This is a genomic window from Paenibacillus sp. FSL R5-0713 (assembly GCF_037973325.1).
GTDB lineage: Bacteria > Bacillota > Bacilli > Paenibacillales > Paenibacillaceae > Paenibacillus.
The window spans coordinates 3,661,100-3,677,478 of the sequence record NZ_CP150229.1 but is presented as its reverse complement, the minus strand read 5'-3'; the positions used below and the strand labels follow the sequence as shown (position 1 = coordinate 3,677,478).

Sequence of the window (16,379 nt, the reverse complement as noted above, 5' to 3'; positions counted from 1 at the left end):
CCTCTGTCTTTTATAGTTAGAACAACGCCTGGTTGTTCACTTTTCTGGAAATCCGGTTCACGATGAGAACAAGAATAAAGGCAACAACGGATTTGAACATCCCTACAGCAGCCCCGTAGGAGAACATGCTATTCTGTAGTCCGTATTTGTAGGCATAAATGTCAATCACTTCGGAGTATTCAAGTACGGTGTTATTTTGCAGCAGGTATTGCTGTTCAAATCCTGCATTCAAAATACCTCCGACCGCGAGAATAGCCAATATGACAATGGTAGGGCGCATAGATGGCAGCGTAATATGCCACATTTGCTTAAATCTGCTGGCTCCGTCCACCCTGGCAGCTTCATACAGCTCCGGATTTATGGAAGCGATTGCAGCGAGATACATAATGGCGCTGAATCCCATCTCTTTCCACATGTTCGACAATGCGATAATCCACCAAAATAGAGGGCCGTTCTGCAAAAATGCGACAGGTTCTTTGACAATACCCAGCAGAACCAGAATGTTGTTTAGCATTCCATCCGAAGCCAGCAGCGTAATCACAATGTTGGCTGCAATAACCCATGAGATAAAATGCGGCAGATAAGAAACCGTCTGCACAAAACGTTTGAAAAATCCCTGTCTCGCTTCATTCAGCACAAGCGCGAGGATGATCGGGGCAGGAAATCCGAAGAACAGTGTCAGCAAGCTTGTCGCAAGCGTATTACGCATAACCCGGTAGAAATCACCTGTAGTAAAGAAATACTCAAACCATTGGAAACCTACAAATTCGGCATGGAAGAACTGGTAAAAGAACGATCCCCCACCCGGTTGATAATTCGTAAACGCCATATACAATCCAAACATCGGACCATAGGAAAATAACAATGTCGCAATGAAGGCAGGAAGCATAAGCACGAATAACCATTTTTGCTCTTTTAGTCTGCTTATCAAGTTATTGCTCCTGACTGTTTTGATAGCGCTTACCTTATGCATTAAGTACCCTCCCTTTTTCTATACAGCAGCATGGTCGGCCATATCTTGATTCAACTTCTCTCCTATTAATCATAAATTTGACACGGATTACTCGCCATAGTTGAATTCTCCGAAAGATACCGCTTTTTAAAGATGTTTTTGTGCAAAGTGAGGATTGGATTTCCATATTCACTCTGCTATGATGAACTGTGCAACGAATATTCAGTCAAGAGAGGGCTTCCGGATGCGCCAATTCTATCGAAAATACATATACATGCCTTTTGTTAACCTGAACTTTCGTTCCAAATTGTTCATGGTATTTGTTCTGGTCACCATCATTCCAATGATGCTATTGGTTTATTTTTCCTACGAACTTACCAAAACGAAACTTACTGAGCAGATCTACATCAATATGACGAACTCAACAGCTCAGATCACTAAAAATCTGGAGAACAAACTGGATAGCTACGAACACATTTCCGCCTCCATTTATTTGGATAACCGCCTTGCCAATTACCTGACGAACGAGTATCAGGATGACCCATCCTATCTGGACGTCTATAATTACATTGGCAATCGAATTGACACTGTGATGGCTGCCTACCCTGATTTTGATAGCGCATTCATTTATTCAGACAATCCATCATTGCCCAAAGACAATTATTATATCCGGCAGATTACACCCGAAGTTAAGAACACGGAACTGTTCCACAAATTGAAACAATCCTATGGGAACATTATTCATCTCTCAACGCCGCAGACAGAGAACGGTCCTGCCATGTTTACACTCGCCCGGCTGCTGAACAACAATAGTAATCAGTATCCCTATGGGATGCTGGTCTTTCAAATCTCGGAGTCGGTCATCTATTCCTTAATGGAAAAGGAAGCAGGCGGCAAAGATATTTTCATCATTAATGACAAAGGTATGATTCTGTCCTCCGCCGACAAACAGTTAATTAATACAAGCCTGCCCGAACTTCTTCATCAACATTTTGACGATACGGCTTCTGGAAGATTTGATACAACGTATCAAGGGGTAAAGGCTCTAGCGGTTTATAACACGCTCAAAAACGGCTGGAAAACAGTATCCATCTTCCCTTATGACAGTATTATCAAGGATGCCAAAGCTCTCTCTCAGCTTATTATCAAAATTTCACTAGGCTTCATCGGCGTGGCGCTGCTGCTCATTTATATTACCGCATCGCTGTTCAGCAAACGCATCAGGACGTTAATACGGATGATTCGGCGCATTGAACGAGGAGATTTCAACCCTACCCATGAGGAACAAATGGGCAGTGATGAGATCGGACAGCTTCACTTTGCATTTGAACAGATGACAACCCGGTTGAAAAGCCTGGTGACGGAGGTCTACCAAAAGGAGCTGCAGAGCAAGGAAGCCGAGCTTGACCTGCTTCAAGCTCAGATCAATCCTCATTTTCTGTATAACACACTCGGCTCGATCTCCTCTCTGGCCGTAAAGCATCAAGATCCACAGATTCAGGATATGGTCCTTCATCTGGCCAAGTTTTATCGGATATCCCTGAATAAAGGAAAGAGCATCCTGACCATCAATGAGGAACTGAAACTGACGCAGAGCTATAATGCCATTCAGCTTATTCGATTTAAGGGCAAGCTCAACATCATCTACACGATAGATCAATCGATCCTGCCTTACTCCACTGTGAAGCTAGCGTTACAGCCTTTTGTGGAGAATGCAGTCATTCACGCTCTTTGGAATCAGGATCGGCCCCTAAATATCCATATCAAGGGCGTCATCGAGAACAGTAGCATCATCTTATCGGTTATAGACGATGGAATGGGCATGCGGCGTGAGACGCTTCAGTCTTTGTTTGAGGAGAAAGAAGGACGGGGCTATGGCATTTCAAATGTGGATCGGAGAATTAAGCTCAAATTTGGTGAATACTACGGTGTCAAAGTGTTTAGCAAACTAGGCATGGGAACCACGGTCCAGATCCGTCTGCCTCAAAAAGAGATTCAATAAAAAAGGAGTGCGATGCAGCCACTATTGGCTTGCAAAGCACTCCCTTTAAACCATTCTACAGAACGTTATACTTGCTCACGAATACGATACACCAGGCTGTCAAAATCACCGCGTAGAGGCAATTCCACGCCAATGTTCATCAGAGCACGGCCACGGACCGATAACCCCAACTCTTCAATTATATAGGTCTTGTCAGCATGGAGACCTACCAAACGGAGTCTGGGCAACGGTTCACCCAGCTTCTGCGAGTGAAGAAAGGCGAACAGCACATGGTCACTTCCAGCTGCATCGCTGTACTGTACAGCGGTAACTCCCTTATGACGAAGCGCAGTCAAACGGAATTGTCTACCGAATTGTACCAGGTGGCGAATGGCTTTGTACTGACCGATGAATTCCTGGGACTGCTCAATCCATTCATTACTCCACTCGTTCAGGTTGGAGCCAATACCAAGCGTGCCCATCATTGCACTGTGGAAACGATACTTCAGGGAGACGTTTCGACCATTCATTCCTGTAGGTGACTCGGTTACCCAACAGGTCATCATACGTGGCGCGTACGTATACGAGAAGCCTTCCTGAATGCTCAGACGGTCGAACGCATCCGTATTGTCGCTCGGCCAGGATTGGTCAGCATAACGGAAGATACCCAGATCAATCCGCGAGCCACCTCCTGCGCAAGTCTCAAACTCGACATCCGGGAACTTGGCTCGTAGCTGTGCCCATATATCATAGAGACTCTGGACATGCCTTACCCATATTTCTTTCTGGCGGTTAATGGGGTGACCCTTCATGCCAGGCTCCGTGATGGTCCGGTTCATGTCCCATTTAATGAACTTAATCTCATGGTTACCAAGCAGTTCGATCATAAAATGGATAATGTATTGCTTAACCTCAGGCTTGGAAATGTTCAGCAGCAGCTGATTGCGAAGCTCCGTTCGTCCCCGGGTTTCAAAATGATATACCCAGTCTGGATGTGCTCTATAGAGATCACTATCCGGGTTGACCGACTCCGGCTCTACCCATATGCCGAATTCCATCCCAAGTCCGTGAACCCGGTCAATCAGCTCCACAAGTCCGTTCGGAAATTTCTCCTTATTCACGTTCCAGTCACCCAACCCTGCACGGTCGGAGTGTCGCTGCCCAAACCAGCCGTCATCCACGACAAATAGCTCCACACCCATCCTGGCTGCCCGCTCGGCAAGCGCCATTTGATCCTGTGCGTTCACATCGAAGTAGGTAGCTTCCCAGGAGTTGTACAGCACTTTCCCAATTTTACTGCGGGGCAATATGTACTTGTATTGATATTGATGTAAGCGGTGGCTCATTCCGCCAAAGCCCTCAGGGCTGAATCCGCCGACAAAGACAGGTGTCTCAAAACTCTCGCCCGCACCCAGCAACCATTCATTGTCAAAATCATGGATGCCACCTGTGACCCGCACATGCGTGAATGGCGTCTTCTCAGCGACCATCTTCCAGTTGCCGCTCCAGGCGAGAGCACCAAACCATACCCTGCCGCCTGTTTCAGTCGAAAGGCCGTCATCTATTGCAAACCATGGGTTGGCATGACCGTCAGTGAAACCTCTCCGTGATTCAAGCACCTTTTTCCCCTCTGTCAAAATGGTATTGCGCAGTTGGAATTCACCCGACCATTTCCCCGTAACATGCGTCAGACGGTAATCCTGGAGATATGGCAAAGTCCAGGCTGCGGATTGCATGCTTTCCAGCACGATATCCTTCTGTCCCATATTGATGATGTTGGCGTAACGCTCCACCAGATCGAATTCCGGGATGACCCGATATATCAGCTGCGTCTCAAGTGCATATACCTGATCCTTCAACGTAATTATCAACGTCTGTCTGCCATCCTGTTCTATGATCTCGTGACGGTCATACCTTACCTGAAGATCGCGGACACCATCTGGCATACGCAGTTTCAGAGATGGCTCTGTATAAGAAGCACCTCCCCAGAAGCTATACTCCTCCACCTCTCTCTCCACTTCCGCGTCAAAAGAGCTATGGGATTGTAGTTGGAGCAACGGCGCGCTGTCCTCAATGTCAACGAGGTCACCCCAATACAGATGTTGGAGGTGGTCTCTCTCATTAATTCCGAAAATGTAGGACGAATTTTGCGTCTGTATTGCAAATATACGTAGCTGTTCATTATATTGAATCGTCAAGTTTATCATCCTTTCGAGTTCCTGTTACCCTCGTGCTGTGTGTTGTGAACATACTTATTATTGTAAGAAGCAGGAGTTACATTAGCCATATCGCATTCTTACAATCCATAAGGGATATCGTCTGTCATTTCAAAGGTATGAAAATAAGGCTGCGATGGAATTCGCAGCCTTAAAGCCTACTTCAAAATTAAGTTATAGATGACCTGAGCCGCTTCAGCACGGGATGCAATCTCTTTCGGCACAAACTGTCCCCGTCTTTGGCCTTGAACCAGTCCTAGTCGGGCTGCATCCTTTACCGAATCAGCTGCCCATGAAGAAACTTGATCCATATCGGTAAACAAGATATCTGTAGAACCAACAGGCACGTTCCCAACATTCAGTTCATATGCCTTCATCAGCATCACCGTGATTTCCTCCCGGGTAATCTGCGAATCCGGCTGGAAGCTGACTGCGCTTCGTCCCTTCACAATACCGGCTTGGGTCGCAATCGAGATGGGTTCCGCGTACCAGGCATCTGTCGCAACATCTGAAAATTGTATTTCTCCAGCTACGGTCAGCCCCAGAGAATGAACGAGCATGGTGGTGAATTCAGCGCGGGTGACTGCACGTCCTGGCTCAAATTGATCCTCGTTTGTACCTTCGACATAGCCCTTTGCTGCCAACTCCTTGATTACAGAGTTGGCCCAATGACTGGCCGGAACATCGGTAAAAGTCCGATCGAGTTCCAGCACGGCATACTTGCTGAAGTGGCTCACTGTAGTCGTTAATACACCATTCGCATAATCCGATTTTAAAAATTTCAGTTCGTCATTTTCGTTAATATAATACATTCCTCCCTGTGAAGGGTCGAAGCTCTCGGCTGCTGCCAGGCTCAGCGTAATGGGGTGATCAAACACAGAGAGTGTTTCGGTTGTACCTGATTTGGTTGTTGCCGAGAGGCTGAATTCATAGATTTCTCCCTTAAGAGCAACGGTTGCCCGAGATGATGATTCCACTGCTGCAACGACCTCCTTGGCCTTGCTGCCAAGTGGAACCATTTTCAAGTAAATCGTACTTTCTTCCTGTTGCCCTGCCGGTAACTTATTTAACAGCTGCTTGAACAAACTCGAAGGAATTTGCAGGGATAGCTTGCCTGATTTCACTTCCAGTGTATAGTTGCCGAGCTGGCGTAAGACAGCCGTTGAAAGTTTTACTTCCTGAGTATCTGCTTTGATGTCTACGACGGCTTTCCCTGCTCCACTGTCCACTTTCAGCATATCCGCTGTGATGACCAGTGTTACTGTATCGTTCTCCTGAGCTGTGCTGTTGCCGGAGTTCCCACTAGTAGTAGTATTGTTATTGCCGTTGTTGCCAGGATTGCTTGGATTACCTGGGTTACCTGGGTTGCCTGGATTTTCAGGGATATTCTTTTTTTCGGTCAATTTAACCAACTTCGATTCAGCCGGCCCCAGCGAGATGGACCATGAACCTGTGGCTGACGAAGATTCACTTGTCCACAAGTCTTTTAAAGTATAGGTTTTGGAATCATTCAGTCCGGCGCGGCCCAGATCGATCGTTTTGTTTGCTGAACTGTTGCCGTTGTAATTAAATATAGCAAGGTAATAATCATTGCCTTCCTTCAGAACAAACGTATCTGCGGCGTTGGCGTTTGTATTCCCTTCAAGTGGTTTGAATACTTTCCCTTTCAGCGCCACCTGAAGAACATCCGTGTTATTGTACAATGCCGTCATGTACTCCTGTGCCTTCGGATCATTCACATCATCGGAATCCAGCATCACCGTACCGGCAATTACACCGGAATTCACGCGGGTACGGGCTTCCTCCAGGCTGGATGCTCTGCTTAATGCCAGATGATCAGGGTCTGTGTAGGAATAGATCGTTCCATTTTGCCAGAAGCCATATGTCAATGAATTAAGCATGTACTCCGTCTCGTTGATTTTGCCATAGGTGTCACAGGAGATCCGTCTGCTGTGCGCGTATTGGCTCGGAAAGATTGGTGCGATGGACGCACTAATAAACATTTTCCCGTCCAATCGTTCTTCGACGTAATGCATTCCTTCATTGTACGCCTGAATCCCTGTCGTCACATTAGTATCATAATGTTGGCCTTCCAGCGAGCCATGGGTTAAGAAATCCAGTTTGATGAATGTGAAGCCCAGCGCTTTAAACTTATCCAGAAAATAATTCATGCGCAATTGACTCCCCGGATGTGTCACATCCAGTGCATACGCTCCATCCAGTGTAGGCAGAGGTTTCCCTGCACTATCCTTGAGTACAATGTCCCCATACGTATATTGCCCATTGGTACCATCCACTTTTTGGCTCATATCGTTGCCCCAATATACAAATGGTCCCCAATAGATGCCCGCATGCTGACCATTGTTCTTAATGACGGATACGGCTTGGGCAAGCTCTGCATCACTCAGATTATCCCAGTAGGAATCCATATTAATGAACACATTGCCGTTATTATTGAACTTCTTCAGGCTGTTCTTAAAATAATTAGACACATCCACTACGTTCTGATACGACAGCCCGCTATCATAAGCTCCCCAGCTATTCCATCCAACTGGAACACCTTGCGGCAATTCTGGATTCAAGGCCAGGGGAGGTGTGATGATCGCATTGGCTTTACCGTATTCTTCAAGTCCTGTACGATAATCACTGAAACCGCCTACCATAATCATAGGTGAGGATATTTCAGTACCGGTCAGGCTGCCATGTGGCTGGGTGTCACGAGTAACGTCACTCGCTGCGCCACCGTACACAGCAAATTCATTCAAACGATTAGCAGACCCTTTCCAATCAATACCAGTCTTCCATGTGTCATGGGTTACTGAACCGATCACCAGACCATGACGAGACGAGTTATTAAATACCGTCGTCATTTCGTAGCTGGTATCCGCCCGGTTCATCGTTTGAGATTTGTAACGAATCCAGGCATCATTGTCAAAAGGCACGGTCAGTACTCGATTATCTGAGCTGACGCCGATATCTACACCGCCCGTATTTTTCACCGTTATGGGTGACATGTAATTGCTCTGAATCTCTGTATCACTGAGGGCATCCAGACGGTTGAGGAAATACGATTGATCTTCATAAAACCGATAGACTTGCTTCAGAGTTGGCTTGCCAGTGGAAGTATGAACAAAAGTCAGCTCCACGCCTTTGCCGAAGCCATCCTGAATTTCCACCGGTTTTCCACCGCTTACATGACTCTCATACCCTTTGGTTTCAACAAGATTCTCCCCAATTTTAATGCTGCTGAAGATACCACGCATCTTCTGTCCGTCTGCCCAGCTGTACCCGGCAAATCCGGTTTGGGTACTATAAGACACTTCATATTTTCCGTTCGATACCAGAAGGCCATGGGTGTAATCGGTCACCGTGATATCCCCGTATCGTTGTGAGTCACCCGGTGTTCCCAGATCATCATCGCCTTCACCCGGAGTTTCGGGTTCCGTCTCTATTGCAGGCTCAACGATAATCCGATCCAGATCGGGAGAATAGCCATTATTGTCTGAAAAAGTTATCGTATTCTCGCCTTCATTTAATGGGAGTGTAAGATCATACGTACCTACCGTATCCCAATCCGGGGTTTTGGGCAGGTCATGGAACTGCTCTTCCCCACCATTCGCATGGACATAGAAACTCCGTGGATCACCGGAAAAATAATCTACCTTAACGCGGTAATCACCTGTCATGGGGGCTATAATTTTGTTGAACGTCAAGGAGCTCCCACCATTCAGATAGCCGACCTTTTTGCCGCCGGAAGCATTCGGACTCTCTGTTACACGCGCTTCACCAGTCAGCGTATTACCCGAATCTTCGGCTTCATAGCTAAGCGTATACGGGATGACTTCAATTCGGTCCAAATCGGGGGAGTACCAATCATGATCCGAGAACGTAATGGTATTAACTCCCTTATGGAGGGAAACTTCCGCATCATACGTACCTACCGTATTCCAACTTGCCGTTTTGGGCAGATCAATCATCTCATCCGTGCCATTGTTTACTTGCATATATACAGGTCGCTGGTCACCAGAGATATAAGATATTCGGATCAAATATGTACCCTCTGCCGGTACAGTAACATTCGTAAATTGCAGTGAGCTGTTTTTGTTCAGATCCGTTACTTTTTTTCCGCCTGAACTGATACTGCTGTCCACCACCTTGGCATTGCCTTTCAAAATATTGTCGGCTGCTTCTGCCTCAATGACTGCACCATGCAGATTTTTCTTCCAGTCGTCTCCGCCACCTTCTCCAGGATGACCACTGTCCAAACCTCGGATCACGATCTTGTCGATGTCGGGAGAATACCAGTTGTTATCATCGATCAGGATGGCGTTGGTACCCGCGTTCAACGGAAGGGTCACGTCAAACATTCCCACCGTATCCCAGTCAACTGTCTTGGGCGGTTCTTCATATTGCTTCTCCCCGCCATTCGCACTAATATTGAATGGCCGCGAATCACCTGAAATGTAGTAAACGGAAATCTTATAATTTCCTGTCTCACTTACAGTAATATTATTAAATTGCAAGGAACTGCCCTGATACATGCCTCCGACTTTCTTGCCGCCTGAAGCCGTCGGGCTATCAGAGATTGTCGCGTTACCAAGCAAAATATTCCCCTCGGCCTCAGCTTCATAGGTATTCATCTCATCGGCGTGAGCTGTTCGGGCGAACTGGCCCCCGCCTATGACCAAACAAATAATGATAAAGAACACAAATCCTTTTTTCATAATTCGTCCCAACATATCATGCCTCCATTTTCTTTTGATTGAGTTAGATCTCCATATGCCTATCCTTTAGTGGTTCATAGCTATTATCTGTAATCGCTTTCATAAAGAGCTGTTAAATCCCCTCTCTCCTCCTTCCTTTCCTATATGCCTAATTGTAAAAAGGAGGAGGGGGATGTTCCATACCACAATGTTATTATTCATACAGGAAAGCCTCTTTCATTTACCATATCAATACCATCATTACCTTTATCGTCATATACTTTTCCTGTATTCGTTGGGTGTTACGCCCTGTGTCTTAAGGAATAGAGAAATAAAATAGGATGTACTCTCATAGCCCACGTTCTGCGCGATATCGTGAATCTTGAGCGAGCCATCTGCCAGCATTTCCTTGGCTTTATCCAGTCTGATGTGTGTCAGGTAATCATGAATAGTCATCCCTGTTTTGTCCTTAAAAATGGATCTCAAATAGTTCGGTGACAGATAGACCTGATCAGACAGGCTGTTGATGGTAATCGGCTGATTGTAATTCTGATCGATGAGGGTACGGACCTTATGAATCAATTTTGCATTTTTGTCCATAAACCGTTCACCCAGCATGCTCACAGCATCTTCCGCAGTACCGAGAATCAGATCTTCGATCTCATGCAGAGTCAGTGCATTATAGATGGAATGATATAGCTCAGCCCGCTTCGGAACAGGTTTATGAAGCTGCTCCAGCAGCTCATTCACGAGATCTATCGACCAGTCGCAGATGATTTTCTTCTTGACTCGCAGTTTCGCCAATCCCTCAATATACCCGTGCAGATTCTGTGCCGCCCATTCAAAATCTAGTCGGTTAATAGCCTCAAACCATCCCTTTTGTTCAAAAGGGGGCATATGCTCCGTATAGAACTGGTTCGAAAGTGACTCCGCATGAATAATCGTGCCTGTACCTTCATAGAAACGCTCGTTCAAAACGATACGCGTCTGTTCGTACAGACAGTGAATATGGGCTAACTCGGTCTCTTGTCCTCCTACAGCTGCCGTCACCGTGAAATCCAGTGCACTACGAATAGCCTCAGCCAAGTCTTCCCACGCATAATGTCCCGGCTGTTGGGCAGCTTCCATAAATACACCAGTCTCTCCTTCCTTGTAATCCACAAAGATCCCTTTCATGTTCTTCGCCTTGAAGAAATGGTCGAGAAAAGCCACCAGCCGACCTGTACATTCCTCCAGACTTTGCTGTTCCTCTTCAGCCTCCTTGGGATCGATACTGAACAAGGCCATTGCATATCGGTCGGTCTCTGGTTGTCGGGTTAGACGGCTGTAACTACAAGCAAGATCATTAGCACGAGCCTCATTTTTTTCGTAAGATAACTCCTTCAGGATATTGGCTTTGGCCGCCTCCAAGGAACGGTTCTTCATTGCAACCTCTTCACAACGCTGTTTAACTTTACTGATAACGCTTTCAATTTCGTTCATATCCAAAGGTTTTAACATATACCCCACGGCCCCTACGTTGATAGCCGATTTTACATATTGGAATTCGTCGTGTCCGGTCAGAAACATCACCTGGATCGAGTCGTAGCTCTCATATATCTTTCTAGCCAGATCAATACCGTTCATTATCGGCATCTGAACATCGGTAAGAACGATATCCGGCTGGGTAGCCTCAATCTTCTCCAAGGCCTCCCTGCCGTTACTCGCTGTTCCCATGATATAGATACCCATCTCTTCCCAACGGATATAATCCCTCATCATCTCAAGTCCCAGTTCTTCATCGTCTACCAAAAAAATACTGTACATCCGTGTCCCCTCCCTTTGTCTCTTTCTGTCTCTATTATATGTTTTTCCCCCCGTGGGACCATGGTTTATAACAATGAAAGTCATTTTCAAGTATAGATCGTTATTTTACCAACTCCAGCTCGCTATTGAAATAGTACCTTTCGCCTGCTTCGGCATGAAGGATTGTTCTTTGTTTCCCCCAACCAATGGTGAACGTTCCTGACGAGCAAGTGTGAATGTTCGCAGAGGTCAGCTTTCCATTCTCCCAGACGATCTCAACCTCAGCATTCCCTTTTGCCCGCAGACCGGAGATAGATCCTGTGCTCCATGCCTGTGGCAGTGCTGGGAGAAGGTGAATCTCGCCCGCATAACTTTGCAGCAGCATCTCCGCTAAGACAGCTGTACCGCCGAAATTTCCATCAATGACGAAAATATTACTCTCTGCTCCTGCAATTCCGGATTTGGAATAGGTGAACAGATTATCAAAACACAAGCCGCCGATCAAATGTGAGAGGTGTTTATATGCCATTTCCCCATCGTGCAATCTCGCAAAACCCAGTCCAAACAAAGCAGCTGTAAATTCAACATCCTCCAGCTCTTCCTGGACCATGCGGTTCTCCAGCGTTACTCGTGCTGCCGCACTGAGTTCCGGTGTACGTTCAGGTGTAATCTGACTGTCCGGATACAGAGCATACATATGGGACAAATGCCGATGCTCCGGCTGCCCCTCCTCATAATCCTCCAGCCACTCTTGTAACTGGCCTTTCTTGCCGATCTGTAGAGGTGGAAGCTTGCTAATTGCTTCATACAGCTTGCGTCCAAGTTCCTCGTCTTTGTTCAGAAGTTCAACTGAATGAAGACAAAACTCAAAGAGCCTGCGCACCAGCATCTGGTCCATTGTCGTTCCCATGGACAGCTGTTGTGTCCCCTCTCTTGAATTATCAGGATAGAAATGATTCTCCGGCGAATTCGAAGGACCCGTTACCAGCCAACCGTTCCGAGGATGCTCACACATATAGTCCAGATAGAAAACCGCCGATTCTTTAAGTACGGGATAGGCCACATTCTCTAGGAAAGCACGATCCTGACTGTACTCATAATGCTCAATCAGGTGTGTAGCCAGCCATAATCCTCCTGTAACATTCAACCCCCACGAGGTCTCCCATCCAGGTAACGTAAAACCCCATACATTGGAGAACACATGAGCGACCCATCCGTCGCATCCATATACGTTACGTGCCGTTTCTCTGCCCGCCAGTGCCAGATCTTCAATGTAGCGCAACAGCGGAAGATGGCTCTCTCCCAGATTCACAATCTCTGTGGGGTAATAATTCATCTGGGTATTCACGTCCAGGTGATAGTCACAGCTCCATCCCATCCGGCACGCTTCACCATCATTCCAGATTCCCTGGAGATGGAGCGGTAGCGGAGAGTTCTTGCGAGAACCCGCAATGGTCAGATACCGTCCATATTGAAAAAATAAAGCGAAAAGCTGCGGATCTTCATTCTTGTCATTCTGTTCCAACAAACGAATGCGTTGGTCTGTAGCCAGATCGGCTTTCCTCTTGCCCCCCAATTGAATATCAACCTTGTCATATTGCTCGCTGTAATCGCGGACATGCTCCTCCCTCAACGAGGCATACCCCTTCTTTAAAGCCTTCAACAGCGTAGACTCGCTCTCTGTTTCCCAATCCTGATCTGTACGGCGATAATCTGTGCTCACACTAAAATAAATCCATGCCTCATCCGCTCTGGTCACAGTTAATCGACCATCAATACTTGCGATGGTCCCCCCGGAAATAACCAACTTGACCAAACCCTTGGACCATACGCCACAAGTCCCATCGCTATGTACATTTTCCGTTGCCTGTCCTTGGAATTCAAGCGTATTGTCATCTAAAGCTACAACCTTGAATGATTCCGTGCCTGCCTGTAAGCCAAGTGTAAAGGTTACTCCACCCGGAGCTTCGCTCCAGACTCTGGAGGCCACTAAATCATCGACATTGGATGCGAAAACTTCACGTCGAATCATGCTGTTGTCATCCTTCCAGAACGCTCCGGCAAGCGCTTGAGTCAGATCCAACTCACGTTGGAAGCTTCCCGCTTCATCCGAACTCGAATTCTTCTTCTCCATATCAATAACAACTTCACATAATCCGAGATGGGTACCGAAATTACCCTTCTTTGGCTGCAAATGTTGTTTGGCAAGACGATCTCCTTCATCATAATCGCCGGAGAAGAAATGGCTACGCATCTCTTCCAGTGCAGCCTTGCTTCCTGCAGAAGGCTGTTCTTGTTCAATCCGACCCGACCAGAAGGTAACTTCGCTCATACTCCATACCTCTCGATGGGATGAAGCCATAACAACTGCCCCTATTCTTCCATTTCCCAGCGGCAGGCCTTGAGACCAATGTGCAGCAGGCGTTGAATACCACATAGTAAAATCATTCATATCATGTCCTCCGGTCCAAAATGATTATCTCTAGAAATAGACTCCTTCCCAAAAATAGACAAACGCGCGATCTGTGAGATACATAAGCGCGCGTTTGTCTTTGTTTTTATTCTAAAACTGAACAAGGCTTTGAATGGTCACTTCGCCTCAGGTCAGTTTCCCTTCACAGTCAATCTGAAGATTTTGGATTCCGCAGGTTCCAGTGAGACAGTAAGCCCTCCAGACGTTTCCCCTTGTGAGCCTTCCCACAGATCCTGCAAGCTGTATACAGCATTGGAATTTAGTCCGGCCCGCTCCAGCGAGATAGATTTAACCGCAGCTTGTTCAGCATCAAAGTTGAAGACGGCGAGATAGAAACTGTTCTCTTCCGGCGATTCCAAGACAAACACGTCAGAAGACAGCTTCCCATAATCACCTTCAACTGGACGGAAGGTTTTGCCCATACGAACAACGCTCAAAATATCCTTGTTGCCAAGCCATTCTTTTGCTCGTTCGGCAGCTTCCTCTTTACGGAAGTCATCCCCTAGCAGGAGCACCGTACCGGCAATAACTGAAGCGGTCAGACGGCTGCGTCCTTCATGCCAGCCGGTAGCTTCCTGGTTGAAGCTTTTGTACAATACCGAATGGTCAGGATCATTGTAGCGATAGAGCGTATTGCTCATCCACCAGCCGTGTGTCAATGAGTTCAGCAGGTATTCCGTATCCGCAAGTGTACCGAAGACATCACAGGAGATACGGCGGCTGTGGGCAAAAGCATAAGGAAATAATGGAGCGATGGACAAGTTAATGAAAAACGGTCGTCCGATTACGTCTGGCGAGAGCTTATGCTGCAAATAAGACATGCCATAATGATAAGCCGCGATTCCTGTTGTAATATCCGGGTTGTGGTGCTGCCCTTCAAGCGCGCCATGCGCCAAGAAATCCAATTTGATATATTCGAAACCTTCCGAGATGAATTTGTCCGTGAACCAGTCAATCCTTTGCAGGTTTCCAGGATGTGTCGGGTCAATAGCCAGACCACCGTCTACATCCGGCAGGATCTCGCCCTCACCGTCACGCAGCAGGATATCAGCATAGGTGTATTTGCCGTTAGTTCCTTCGACCGTCTGACCGAACTGATCAGGCCCTCCCCAGAAGGCAAATGGGGTCCAGTACGTGCCCGCTCTATGTCCGTTTTGCCGTACCCGGTCCAACGCACTCTTCATTTCTTCCGGTGTGAAATTGTCCCAGAACGCATCAAAGTTAATATATAAAGTATCTTCATTCTGGAATCCAAGTGGTTGCACTTCTTTTTTTAGAAAATCGCTGGTTGCTGTATACAGATCATAGTCCAGATCACTCATGGCCGCAGACCAACTGTTCCACCCGATCGGAACGCCGCCCTCCCAAGGTAATTGAGCCTCAATCCAGGTATTCGCCTGACCGTAGGCTTCAAGACCTTCACGGTAGTCTTCATAGAACCCGATGAATACTAGGGGAGATTCCACTCTTTTTCCCTTCACATAGCCATGAGGCTGGGAATCGCGAGTCAGTTCACTCACGGCACCACCGTACAGATCAAGTCCCTCTATCTGTCCGCTTTTTTCGCTTTGCATACGAATCCCTGTTTTCCATACTTTATGCGTAAGGGAACCCATCACAATTCCCCGGCGGCTATCGGGCGCGAACAGGGCTGTCGCTTCGTAGCTCTCCACATCAAGCGGCGGCTTGACCACCGTATATCTCACCCATTTATCGTTGTCAAACGGTACACGCAGAACGCTCGGTTCATCCTGGCCGGAATTTCCGCCGAGGGATATGGTTTTGGATTGGATGACAGCCATGCGATTCGCCTTAAGCTCTTCATCACTGACTATAGCGGTCTGCACCAGTACAAACGGTGAGGATTCATACATATAAAAATGCTGCTCCAGTTGCGGCAGCAACGAGGTTTTATGCAGAACAACCAAGCGGATACCTTTTCCAAAACCTTCTCGAACAATATCTTCCTGTAACTCCAGCTCATGGTTCTGATAATGATCGGTGCTGTATTCCCGGCCCTGCCAGCGAAAAGCACTACGAATGCCTTTTACATGGGAAGAATGCTTGCCGATAAAGGATACTTCACCATTTTCAAGATTAATCTCCAGGCTCACGTGCCCATTTGTAATGCTTACAAGATTATCATTCTGTTGCTGCACTTGTACGGCTGTATCGCTAGTTAGCATAATGCGCCTCCTTATTGTTGCATGCTGTGCCCTGAGCGGAGCTGGTTATGTCTCTCCTGCCCAAGTCTGCCCTCATTATAAAG

At 47.0% G+C, this 16,379-nt stretch carries 7 protein-coding genes; 1 reads left to right on the top strand and 6 read right to left on the bottom strand.

The genetic code is table 11. The annotated features are described in order from the left end of the window. Positions 1 to 16: 16 nt before the first annotated feature. Positions 17 to 973 carry an ABC transporter permease subunit gene (locus tag MKZ12_RS16290; protein WP_339255490.1) on the bottom strand — a complete coding sequence of 319 codons (957 nt, stop codon included), beginning with the start codon at positions 971 to 973 and terminating at the stop codon, positions 17 to 19. 223 nt (positions 974 to 1,196) lie between these two features. On the opposite strand from MKZ12_RS16290, the gene MKZ12_RS16285 reads away from it, so the two are divergent. Further along, the gene (locus tag MKZ12_RS16285) at positions 1,197 to 2,954 is read left to right on the top strand and encodes a sensor histidine kinase (protein WP_339255488.1); all 1,758 of its coding nucleotides are present in this window, start codon (positions 1,197 to 1,199) and stop codon (positions 2,952 to 2,954) included. Between the two features lie 65 nt (positions 2,955 to 3,019). On the opposite strand, the gene MKZ12_RS16280 is transcribed toward MKZ12_RS16285, so the two are convergent. The 5 genes from MKZ12_RS16280 to MKZ12_RS16260 all read right to left on the bottom strand — a co-directional run bounded on the left by MKZ12_RS16280 (position 3,020) and on the right by MKZ12_RS16260 (position 16,296). Continuing rightward, positions 3,020 to 5,140, bottom strand: a complete 2,121-nt coding sequence (locus MKZ12_RS16280; protein WP_339255486.1) for an alpha-galactosidase — start codon at positions 5,138 to 5,140, stop codon at positions 3,020 to 3,022. Positions 5,141 to 5,307: 167 nt separating this feature from the next. Then, complete coding sequence (locus MKZ12_RS16275) at positions 5,308 to 9,888, bottom strand: S-layer homology domain-containing protein (RefSeq protein ID WP_339255484.1); 4,581 nt, start codon at positions 9,886 to 9,888, stop codon at positions 5,308 to 5,310. A 237-nt stretch (positions 9,889 to 10,125) separates the two neighbouring features. After that, a complete protein-coding gene (locus tag MKZ12_RS16270; protein ID WP_339255482.1) occupies positions 10,126 to 11,658 on the bottom strand; it encodes a response regulator in 1,533 nt (510 codons plus the stop codon). A 100-nt stretch (positions 11,659 to 11,758) separates the two neighbouring features. After that, entirely contained in the window at positions 11,759 to 14,089 is a 2,331-nt protein-coding gene (locus MKZ12_RS16265) for a glycoside hydrolase family 95 protein (protein ID WP_339255480.1), read from the bottom strand. A gap of 152 nt (positions 14,090 to 14,241) precedes the next feature. Further along, positions 14,242 to 16,296 (bottom strand): alpha-galactosidase, encoded by a 2,055-nt coding sequence (locus MKZ12_RS16260; RefSeq protein WP_339255478.1) that lies wholly within the window; start codon positions 16,294 to 16,296, stop codon positions 14,242 to 14,244. Between the last annotated feature and the right edge of the window lie 83 nt (positions 16,297 to 16,379).

Excerpts from the sequence above, each read along its gene's own strand:
- MKZ12_RS16290 (WP_339255490.1), bottom strand. The coding sequence starts at position 973 with ATGCATAAGGTAAGCGCTATCAAAACAGTCAGGAGCAATAACTTGATA.
- MKZ12_RS16285 (WP_339255488.1), top strand. The coding sequence starts at position 1,197 with ATGCGCCAATTCTATCGAAAATACATATACATGCCTTTTGTTAACCTG.
- MKZ12_RS16280 (WP_339255486.1), bottom strand. The coding sequence starts at position 5,140 with ATGATAAACTTGACGATTCAATATAATGAACAGCTACGTATATTTGCA.
- MKZ12_RS16275 (WP_339255484.1), bottom strand. The coding sequence starts at position 9,888 with ATGTTGGGACGAATTATGAAAAAAGGATTTGTGTTCTTTATCATTATT.
- MKZ12_RS16270 (WP_339255482.1), bottom strand. The coding sequence starts at position 11,658 with ATGTACAGTATTTTTTTGGTAGACGATGAAGAACTGGGACTTGAGATG.
- MKZ12_RS16265 (WP_339255480.1), bottom strand. The coding sequence starts at position 14,089 with ATGAATGATTTTACTATGTGGTATTCAACGCCTGCTGCACATTGGTCT.
- MKZ12_RS16260 (WP_339255478.1), bottom strand. The coding sequence starts at position 16,296 with ATGCTAACTAGCGATACAGCCGTACAAGTGCAGCAACAGAATGATAAT.